The organism is uncultured Granulicatella sp., from assembly GCF_963516875.1.
Taxonomy (GTDB): Bacteria; Bacillota; Bacilli; order Lactobacillales; family Aerococcaceae; genus Granulicatella.
On sequence record NZ_CAUQCL010000014.1, the window covers coordinates 33,456 to 44,388 of the forward strand.

At 32.3% G+C, this 10,933-nt stretch carries 7 protein-coding genes; all 7 read right to left on the reverse strand.

Annotation, left to right across the window (positions count from 1 at the left end; all coding sequences use genetic code 11):
- Positions 1 to 69 precede the first annotated feature (69 nt).
- The 7 genes from RWM24_RS06355 to RWM24_RS06385 all read right to left on the reverse strand — a co-directional run bounded on the left by RWM24_RS06355 (position 70) and on the right by RWM24_RS06385 (position 10,579).
- Complete coding sequence (locus RWM24_RS06355) at positions 70 to 1,431, reverse strand: ABC transporter ATP-binding protein (RefSeq protein ID WP_314112618.1); 1,362 nt, start codon at positions 1,429 to 1,431, stop codon at positions 70 to 72.
- 651 nt (positions 1,432 to 2,082) lie between these two features.
- Positions 2,083 to 3,888: an oligoendopeptidase F gene (gene pepF, locus RWM24_RS06360; protein WP_314112605.1), complete on the reverse strand. Its 1,806-nt coding sequence runs from the start codon at positions 3,886 to 3,888 to the stop codon at positions 2,083 to 2,085.
- 43 nt (positions 3,889 to 3,931) lie between these two features.
- Positions 3,932 to 5,005 (reverse strand): winged helix-turn-helix domain-containing protein, encoded by a 1,074-nt coding sequence (locus RWM24_RS06365; protein ID WP_314112607.1) that lies wholly within the window; start codon positions 5,003 to 5,005, stop codon positions 3,932 to 3,934.
- Entirely contained in the window at positions 4,995 to 6,272 is a 1,278-nt protein-coding gene (locus RWM24_RS06370) for an MFS transporter (protein ID WP_314112608.1), read from the reverse strand. The genes RWM24_RS06365 and RWM24_RS06370 overlap by 11 nt, the downstream gene beginning before the upstream one ends.
- Positions 6,273 to 6,399: 127 nt before the next feature.
- Positions 6,400 to 7,491: a hypothetical protein gene (locus RWM24_RS06375; RefSeq protein WP_314112610.1), complete on the reverse strand. Its 1,092-nt coding sequence runs from the start codon at positions 7,489 to 7,491 to the stop codon at positions 6,400 to 6,402.
- A gap of 148 nt (positions 7,492 to 7,639) precedes the next feature.
- Positions 7,640 to 9,778, reverse strand: a complete 2,139-nt coding sequence (locus RWM24_RS06380; RefSeq protein ID WP_314112612.1) for a PBP1A family penicillin-binding protein — start codon at positions 9,776 to 9,778, stop codon at positions 7,640 to 7,642.
- Positions 9,779 to 10,144: 366 nt separating this feature from the next.
- Positions 10,145 to 10,579, reverse strand: a complete 435-nt coding sequence (locus RWM24_RS06385; RefSeq protein WP_314112614.1) for a NusG domain II-containing protein — start codon at positions 10,577 to 10,579, stop codon at positions 10,145 to 10,147.
- Positions 10,580 to 10,933 lie beyond the last annotated feature (354 nt).

Below are 10,933 nucleotides of genomic sequence, written 5' to 3' on the forward strand. Positions count from 1 at the left end.
TTGTATAGAGAAAAGAAGTCTCGCAAAAGCGAAACTTCTTTTTTTCAACTTTTCTAAGAGAATTCTTCTTTAAATTCTATGAATATTCTGTTGATAATAATTAGTTTTCTTAAATTCAGAAAGTTCCTTATATACAGTAATTGTTTTATTTTCTACCACAATATACTTAGAATACTTTGAAAGATTTTCTTCATGAAGAACATGACTTGATATCATCAAGAAATCCGTATGTTTCAATAAATATTTTTCAATAGAACTTGACTGCTTAGTACTTAACCCTTGAAAAGGTTCATCTAAAAGTAGGCTACTTCCATGACTTAAAATCCTTGCTAAATTAATACGTTTTATTTGTCCACCTGATAGATTTTTTCCTTGATAGTCAATCATTTTTGGAAATTTATTATCAATTTCAAAAATGTTATTCAACTCTTCTGAAACTAATTCATTAGAAAATAAAATATTAAAACTTAACGAGTCTTTAAAGATAAAATCTTTTTGATAAGCTATATTTAAAATTGAATTTTTAGGTTCAATAATATAATCTCCTTCATCTAAGGGTAAGTTCCCTTTAACAAGGTTTAATAAAATACTTTTACCGGCTCCACTTTCTCCTACCACCAGTACCTTATCTTTATTAGTTAAATCTAGTTGGATATTCTTTAAAATCAGATTTCCTCCAAGTGAAACGTTACCCGACTTTATTGATATTTTTTCTACAGGCAAATACTTTTGCTGAGACTTAGTAATATCCTTTTGTAACACTTCCTCAACTTTTTCTCTAATAGTTTTTACCGAATTAAATTGATTATAAATATTAATCGCTAATTTTACGGGTGTGATAATTCTGTTTGAGGCAAAAAATACGGCAATTAAATTTGACAAACTTGTTTGCTGTGACATCACAAAATATCCCCCTATAACAAGTGGAAAAATATAACATAAAATAGATATACATCCAATTACAAGTATTGATAAAGATTGCATATTATTAAGCATCAAAAAAGATTTTTCTGTTTCTAATACTCTTGAAAAAAATCTTTTGATAAAGATAGTTTCGGTATGAAATTCTTTAATTTCTTCTGAAGATTCAATAGTTTCGTTTAGGGTTTCAGTATAGTCTTGATTTAAATTTGACCAATTCTTCGTTCTATCCGCTAAGACTTTTTTAAACAACACTGGTACTATAGATGGAATGAGAGAAAATGCTAAAAAGATGAATGCTAAAGCAGAATCTATAAAAAAACTATAAACAAAAGCTGTAAAGGCATAAAAAATATACAAATACATATCAAAAAAGGGATAATATAATTTGTTTCTAATAATTTTAGATCGTTCATAAAAAAAGAAATGGTTTCTTTTTTTACTTCTGCTTCTGAGTAAGACCTCGAATCTTGCAACAAAAAGTTTTGCATAATTTTTTGCTTTATATATAGATTAGCATCAAAAACAAACTGATATTTCATACGGTTGTAAATGTAATTTGACAATAACACTATAGCATAAATCAGAAGAATACTAATGATTAATTTCATAAAATCTTGAGAATTATCTTGACTAGTTAAGTCAATTAAATTTTTAAACAACGAAGATATTAGAACTCCATCTAATGAAGCCAATATCATAATAAAAAATATAAGTACATATTTAGGGACATTCCATACTTTATATATCATGATTACCACCACACCCTAATATAAATTGTTGTAAGCTATCTAACTTTTCTATTTTTTTATTGACTTAATCATAAGAAACATCTCCTATTTATAAACGTTTTCATGTCAATCATATCACTATTTTGAGTGATGTCAATGTATTATTTCTTAACAGTAACAAAAATGGCAGAAGCCAAACTATCGGCTCCTGCCATAAGGATTTATAACCTTTGCTACATCAGATAAGTCTTATTTTTTACGTTCTCTCATAAATTCCCGTTCAAGTAAAATGGACTTTCGCAGTAGCAAAAATGGAAGAAGCCATCTCTTGGCTTCTTCCATAAGGAAATTTCGAGACCTAGGCTCGAAATTTAGGCATGAGACTCGCACAAGCGAGGCTGCTGCCGTCCTTTGCTACATTAGACAAGTCCTATTTTAATTCCTCAGTAAGGTTGTATAATTGATCCACTAATTTTCCTACATAAGCAATTGCTTCTTTTAGTGGTTGTTCTGTTGAAACATCACATCCAGCATGACGTGCTAAGTCTTTCGCTGAAAGGCTACCGCCTAATGCTAATGTATCTTTCCAAACTTGAGCTTGAGAAGGATCTTCCTCAATCTTATTTGCAATTGCTGTACCAATTGTTAAACCAGCAGAATAAGTATATGGATATAATCCCATATAATAGTGAGGTTGACGCATCCAAGTTAGTTCAGCTCCTTCATTCACAACAAGGCTATCACCAAAGAATTCTTCCATCACTTCACGTTTTACTTTAGATAACACATCTGCATTTAACATTTCATTATTATCTACCATCTTGTAAATACGATCTTGGAATACTGCTTCTAAATAGTGAGTTACCATATTATGGAAATAAGTACGACTAATCATATTACTAATAACCCAACGTTTGAAACGAGCATCTGTGCTATTTTTCAATAAATAATTTGATACAATCACTTCATTACAAGTTGATGGAGCTTCTACAAAGTATAATGAACATTCATTATTAAACATTGTTAACTCTTCTCCAACACGTTTAAAGTGGTAAGCATGTCCTAATTCATGGGCTAATACGAATACTTCATTCATTTTTCCAGTCCATGATAATAAAATATAGCTCGCTACTTTTGGAACAGTCGCACAGAATCCACCTGTGCTCTTACCAATATTTTGTGGAAAGTCCGTCCAACGTTTGTCGTAACTTTCATCAATCATATCTTTATAATCTTCCCCTAAAATCCCAAGAGCTTTCTTCAAATAGTCTCTTGATTCTTCAATGGACATATCCACTTCAAAATTAGGATCTAAATTGATTTTGCAATCTGCAAATTGCATATCCTCTACATTATGTTCTCTTGCTAATAAACGAATATAACGTTGAATATGTGGTGCTAAATCTGTCATTAATGTACGAATTTGACGATCATATAATTCACGATCACCATCTTGTTTTTCTAATAAGTAGTCAATGACACTATCATACCCTCGCATTGTTGCAAGCATTTTTTCTTTTTTAATCGTTGAAATATATTCATTTGCAACTGTATTTTTATAGCGATTTAATGTTTTATAGAAACTTTTTGCTGCATTACGGCGAACTTCTGTACGATTATCCATTTCATGTAAGTTTTCATATAAAACAAAACTATTTTCAAACGTTTTCCAATCTGCTTCAAATGAATCAAATTCCATATCTTCATGTTTGGTTACTTCATATAATTGATAGAAACTAGGTAAACTTGACATATTTGATAAAACTTGTTCAGCATCTTTTGATAATGTATGAGCTTTAGCACGAATAATTTTTTCAATGAAATATGCTAAATCTGGACGTTTTTCTACCACAAATTGGCGTAATAAACTTTCTTCTAGTCCTACGATTTCAGTATCATAGAAACTCATATTCAAAGCCCATGCACTAGCTACTTGTTCAAATAAAGTCGCATTTTCAACCACTGTATCATTGAAACGGTCAACAGTCATTGGCAATTCTGCGTAATGAGATAAACGATAAAAAGTTTCATATAAAGCTTCATATTCTGCAGTAGCTGCAGTTAATACTTCTAAATCTGCCAATTTACCTTCATATTTTTCTTTAAAGCTCTTTAATTGAGCTTCTGTTTCCTTTAATGTTGTACGATATGCTTCATCATTTGGATATAATAGACTCATATCCCAAGTAATCGATTGATCGACTTCACTACGTTTTACTAATTTTACATCACTCATCTGTATCCCTCCATACAATCTTTTGTATTGTTATTATAGCACATTATTTTTCATTCTCTAGTGTATTCGTCATAAAACTATCTTCCATTAATCCATTCATCACTTCTGTAATCAATTCCGTATGAATTGCCTGCTTACAATCCTTCTTATTCCAACCATGAACAACTAAATTAGATAAGACTAATTCATTAATATGATACGAAACCGTGGCAGAAGTAATGCCCAATTGTTCCGCAATTCCTTTCACACTCTTTGTACCTTTAGCAATCTCGCAAAAAATTTGATATCTTGTTTTATCTCCTAAATTTTTGAAGACATTAATCCGTTCTTGTTGTTTATCCAATCTAGTCTGGATTACGTGTTGAATCACTTCTAATGATTTTGCCCCTAGTATTAAGATTTCTGAATCTTGAAAATAGAAGTCAGATAATAATAAGGTTGGAATGACTGAAATTTCATCTGAAGCCCACTCAATTTCCTTGATCACTTTCGTTCCTGAAAATGCTTCTGCTAAAATCGTTGGGTGTTCTTGAATAGTCGTTTCAAATTCCTGATAAGATTTCTCTAAAATTGGTAAATATTCCGCATACACTTTCTCAAATATCGGCTTCAATGTTTGATGCAAAGAAATAAAATCTTCAACAAACTTTTTAGGCTGCGACATAATCGTAAAGTAATTCCAACGTACAGTATCATCAATCGGCAGATTTTTTAAGAAATCTAAAAATGCAAATTGATTCCCTAATAATTCTGTAACTTTATCTTCGACACTCGCTTCCTCTTCATCTTGCTTCACAATAGTTGTCATTAATTGTTGCTTAATTTGACCTTCATCCATCGAATGTAAAACTTTAGCATACTCTTCAAATGAATGATAACGAAGTACATTTTTTACATTGACAAAAAACATTCGTAAAGCATCATCCTTATAGAAATAAAGAATATTATCTTTATAAGGTTCCAAAGGAACACTCATCTGTCTCATTTCTTCCACAATAACTTCTAATTGCTCTTCCAATAGTGAGGATGGACGTTCTTCATCTCTATCCTTTTTCAATATTAATATTGGATACAGCAGCTGATTGACAAACTCCATTTGCTCTTGTTTAAATTGCATTTTGTGCCTCCTTACTAGAATCTTGATACATTCGATTCGCTACTATTAAGAATACCACTAATCCCACAATCGAAACAACTAAACAAACTGTAGCATTCGAAATATCTAATAACATTCCAAAAACTAACTGCCCAATTGGAACAGAAATCGTAGCTAACATTCCCATTGTTGTTCCAATTCTTCCTAAATACTCTTCTGGAACCATTTTAGCACCTAAAGTTGATAATTGAATATTAATATACGTTGCTAAAACAGAAACAAGGATAAATCCAACAAGAATACCAGCTAACGACATCCATTGATTCATTGATAAAATATCACGAGCCATTGTTCCACACATAACCACAAATAATCCAACGACAAATCCCCCAGTATATTTCAATAATAAGTGAACGGGTTCTTTACTGTCTTTGATTAAACGATACGCAATTAATGGAGAAATCATACTCACTACTGCTACAAATGATTGAAACATACTAAATTCTGTATTTGAAAATTCCAACGTAACCCTGATAAAGTAAGTAATCACAATACCAAATATAGGAGACATTAAAAAGTTAATAAATAAGGCTAATAATACAATAATAATAAGATTTGGAATGTCGAACGCAATTTTAATGCCATCTTTGAAATCTGTCCAAAAACTATTCACAACAGATTGCTCCTCACCCATTTGTTTTTGAACTTTACGCTCAGGAATTTTCATCAATGCATAACCAATCATTGTCAAAAATAAAATACTTCCTGAAATAAATAAAGAACCTGTAATGGAAAAAGTCGAATAAATAAATGCTGCAACAAACGGTGTAATAATATTCACAATTCCATTATCCACTTGCATCCAAGTATTGGCTAGAGCTAATTGATTTTCTTCTACAATTGCTGGCAAAACACTCATCATCGGACCCGATTGAAAAACCTCTACTAATTCTAAAATAATGACCAAAAAATAAATCGCTACAAGAGATAAATTACTTGTCAAATAAGTCCCCACTCCAAAAATCAATAACGTAATAACCGTCATCAGTGTTGTATATACTAAACCTTTTTGACGATCCACTCGATCTCCCCACACACCAGCAATTGGAGAAAATAGTATTCTAGGGAAGATAATAATCGAAAGAATACTAGCAAAAGCCGTTGCAGACCCCGTCTTATCTAACACATAGAGCGATAAAGCGTATTGAATAATATTACTTGCTGCTCCCGCAAATGTACTACTTAACCATAATTTTCTAAAATTCGCATTATTTAATATGATATCCATAAAATTTCAACCTCACTTTCTAAACAAATTAGATGATTGTCTAACTTTATTAGAATTTTACTACCTAGAAATAAAAAAGTCAACAAAAATTAGACTTTTATCTAACTTTTGTTGACGTTCAATATAATTACATTTCAGGATTCCATTTACCAGTTGAATCTACATAGTAACTTCCAATCCACGTATCACGAGCTAATGCCCCATTTTGCCCTAAATAGTATGAATCTTGCCAATAGTCACGAGCATATTTTCCATTACCATGTAAGTAGAACCAGTTTTGATAATTCGAATCATAGACCCATTCTCCACTAGCCATATAACCGCCAGCTTCTAAATAGTAGTCACCTTTCCACGTATTTTCAAGGTATTCTCCATTTTCATCTAAATAGAACCAACTTGAGTAATTATCATCATAAATCCATTGAGAAACAACTTTTTCACCATTTTTATAATAATGACGATTTACCCAACCATTTAACACTTTATTTGAAGTTGCAGATTTAAAGGCAGTTCTAATACTACGATAATTTCCTTTTGAAGCAGAAATTTTTGAAGTATCTCCACTCATTTCAATATTAACGGTAGCAGAACCATTTTTCCCTAAATAGTTTTCTTCAAGATTTGAATCAAATCCATTTGCTTTTAGCCACTCAGTATTTGTAAAAGCTTGTGCAGTAATAATTCCTTTTCCATCTTGTTGGAAAGCTACTAAAGCTGTATGAGTAAAATCTGGGCGAATTAAATTCCAATAATGTCCTGTTTGTTCCCCAACTTCTAATGGTTGGTTATTTACTTTCGATTTAACATAAGCAGCTTTTTCACCATAGAAATACTCAATTCCTTCCAGAACTCCAGAACGATTCCAAGCTAAGTTTTCACCATAACTACGGACATTATCTTTTACAATACTAAATGGATCACTTTCTCCATTCGGACGACTATGTGCTAATAATACTGAAGCTTCTACAGAACGAATTTCTGCAATTTTTTCTAAAGCAGTTGACCATTTAATGGGTACATAACGGTCTACTAACCCTTCCTCATACGCTTCTTTACGAATTTCATTAATACGATTAATAATCGCTTCTTTACTATCAGATACATATGTTCCACTTACAGCTGTTTCTTCAGCAAATGCCGTTGTATTCTGACTATACGTACTAACTGTAAAAAGTGTTAAAGCTGTGAGACAGCCAATAAATAGTTTTTTATATTTCATAGTTTTCCCCCTATTCAAACTTTGCAACTAGTATACACAAAAATAATGTCAATCATGGACCAGTTATGTAACAATTTGATGTCATTTTAATATCATTACTTATCTATTAATTCTATATACAAAACAGGCTCTTCGTTTCTATTGTATCCTATTGCCCTACTTTTTTCCACAATTGTCCTGTCCATTCTTGGACTTTTGACCATAATTGTTTACCAGTCTCCTCTACTTTTTGAATCAAGTCATCTACATTTAATGACGAATCTTTTTTCTCAGTAGTTACAGCAGGAGCGACTCCAAATGGTGTATTTTTTGGATAGCTACTTAATAATCCATACATTTCTAATTGGAATAAAGGTCCCACTCCATGTGTACTTGATACAGCAAGAGAATATTTTGCAGAATCATCATATCCCATCCAAGTTGCAACAACCATATCCGGAGTATATCCGATCATCCACTGATCTCTAGCACCATCTTCTCCATTTACTGTTTCTGTTGTACCTGTCTTCCCTGCAATCGTATAACCCGCTGGCGCAGCATTCGCTCCACCACCACCTGGTGCATACACCGTTAATAACATACTTGTCATTTTATCAGCTACTGTTTCACTCGTCACTTTATTTGTTTGAGGAGTTGTATTATCAACAATCACTGCACCCGTAGCATCTACAATTTTAGTCACAAATCTACCTTTTGCACGGACTCCTTTATTGGCAAAAGTTGTATAAGCAGATGCCATTTCCATTGGAGAAACTCCTTTTGTTAATCCCCCTAATGCAATGCCTAAATATTCATCCTCTGGAACTGTTGAAATTCCAAATTGATGAACTTTTTCAATTCCTTTTTTCAAGCCTAATTGATCCAATAACCAAACTGCAGGAGCATTCCAACTCAAACTTAATGCTTCAGTCATTGTTACAGTTCCCTTATTTTGATGATTCCAATTTTCAGGAGTATATTTTTCTGGACCATACGAACGTTTTTCATCTATTAATGTTGAATTAGGTTCATATCCTTCTTCTAATGCAAGAGTATAGACTGCTAATGGTTTAAAAGTTGAACCAGGTTGAACTTTCATTTGTGTCGCACGATTAAATCCTCTAAACGTATGCTTCCCTGCTCCATCAATTCTTCCTCCAACGACAGCTAACACATTCCCCGTTTGTGGTTCCATTGCAATAGAAGCAGCTTGAGCTTTTGTCCCATCATCATAAGCAGGATATAATTGCGTATTTCCAAATGTTTCTTCCATATCTGCTTGTAATTTTTGATTTAAACCAGTATAAATACGATACCCTTTATTAAATAAATCCTCTTCTTTAATCCCATATTGTTGAGTAATTTCATTAATCACTGCATCAAAATAATAAGGATAACGATATCTTGAATTGGCTACATAACTATCTACAAGAACAATATCTGATTCTGAAGCAATAGTAGCATCTTGCTCACTAATCTTGCCATTTGTCACCATTAATTGTAATACCGTAGCTCGTCTTTTAATGGTAGCATCATAATGATCAATAGGATTATAATAACTTGGCGCTTTTAAAGAACCTGCAAGTATGGCTGATTCACTAATAGATAAATCTGCAGCACTTTTCCCAAAATAACGTTGAGCAGCATTTTCAATCCCATATGCACCATTACCAAAATATGCATTATTTAAATACATCTCTAAAATTTGATCTTTTGTATAATGCTTTTCAATTTCAAAACTTAAAAATAACTCTTTTGCTTTTCTTAAAAATGTTTGATCTAATGTTAAAAAAGCATTTTTTGCTAATTGCTGTGTTAACGTACTACCCCCACCAACAATATTTCCACGATGAAGAATTAATCCAGCAAAAGCACGAACAATCCCAATCAGATCAAAACCTTTATGATCATAAAACCGTTTATCCTCTGTAGAGATGACGGCATCTTTCATTGAAGTGGAAATATTATCTATTGATACATATTCTGCTTTCGAGATATTTAAAGCACCTGCTTCTTTTAAATCCGCATCATAAATAACAGTTTCTTGGATCATCCCCGCTCTTAAACCACTCACATCAGCAGTCTTTGCTCCATATACTAAATATGCTAAAAAGAAAGCTGTGAAAGTTAAAAAAATTGTGCAAAAAAGTTTTGTAATATAAAATTTCTTCCAAAATTTTCTGAATTTTTTAAACCAAGGATGATTCCATATTTTTTTATACCATTTATCTTTTGAACCAATTTCTTTCTCTATTTTGTCATGACGAGAAGGAATTTTTTGCGGTTCTAAAGGTTGATTGTCATTCATAAAATTCTCTCATTTCTTTAATTTCAATATAATATTATCGTATCATGAATAAATTTACCTGACAAATAATAGAACAAGATTTTACCATTTATTAAACAACAAAAAAGACTTCTCATAGTAGCAAGCCATGAAACCGAAGGTTTGCTGCCGTCCTTTGCTACTATGAAAGAAGTCTAACTTTTATTCGCTCTCTCATAAATATACGTCAAAACAGAATAGACTTCCCATAGTAGTATGCGTACAAGTAGCCTCTTTTGGCTACTTGTACTAGGAAACTTTGAGACCTTAGGCTCAAAGTTTAGCCATGAAACCGTAGGTTTGCTGGCGTCCTATACTACTATACAGGGAAGTCAAATTCTGTTCCTCTTACAGGGGAATGATAGTATCCGTTTCTTCGGTAGGTTCCTGAGTTGAAACAATCTCAATCATCAACCCATGCGGCAAACAAATACTCGTTTGCCCCACTCTTGAAATCCAACCCGTCTTAACAGCAATTTGGTCAGGACTATTATCTTCCTTATCTCTAATTCTAGTCCCATCTACTTCAATAATATTATATTGCTCATCACTAGGAAAATAAATAAATTCCTCTCTCGGAGTATCCTCTTTCAATTCAAAACGTTGCACTTCTTCACCATTAATCGTAACAACAGCATAAATCTTCGCTTCCTCAGTTGAAGTCGTCATCTGTTGTACTGCAAAAATAGCATTTGGTAAAAATGATAAAATAAATAAGGCAATTACAATAATAATGTCATAAGGCTTCACTAAATGTTGATACTTCTTAAATTTCTCTCTCATAAATCCTCCATTAAAATTATTAGCCCTTCTATTTTACAAAAAAATACAAATTTACACAACCAAAAAGACAAAACAAAAAAGACTTCTCCATAGTAGCTGCCGTCCTTTACTACTATATAGAGAAGTCTAAATAGTTACGAACTCTCATAAATACCCAATAAAACAGAAAAGACTTCTTATAGCAGTATGCGTAACAGCAGCCACACTTGTGGCTACTGTTACTAGGAAGCTTGCGTCCAATACTACTATGAAAGAAGTCTAATTTATTACGCACTCTCCTAAAACTTCCGATAAAAAAGGGTTCTATAATTTATAGGGTTGATGGAGAAAATCCACCAACCCTATTTTAGTGTA

Excerpts from the sequence above, each read along its gene's own strand:
- pepF (WP_314112605.1), bottom strand. The coding sequence starts at position 3,888 with ATGAGTGATGTAAAATTAGTAAAACGTAGTGAAGTCGATCAATCGATT.
- RWM24_RS06365 (WP_314112607.1), bottom strand. The coding sequence starts at position 5,005 with ATGCAATTTAAACAAGAGCAAATGGAGTTTGTCAATCAGCTGCTGTAT.
- RWM24_RS06370 (WP_314112608.1), bottom strand. The coding sequence starts at position 6,272 with ATGGATATCATATTAAATAATGCGAATTTTAGAAAATTATGGTTAAGT.
- RWM24_RS06375 (WP_314112610.1), bottom strand. The coding sequence starts at position 7,491 with ATGAAATATAAAAAACTATTTATTGGCTGTCTCACAGCTTTAACACTT.
- RWM24_RS06380 (WP_314112612.1), bottom strand. The coding sequence starts at position 9,778 with ATGAATGACAATCAACCTTTAGAACCGCAAAAAATTCCTTCTCGTCAT.
- RWM24_RS06385 (WP_314112614.1), bottom strand. The coding sequence starts at position 10,579 with ATGAGAGAGAAATTTAAGAAGTATCAACATTTAGTGAAGCCTTATGAC.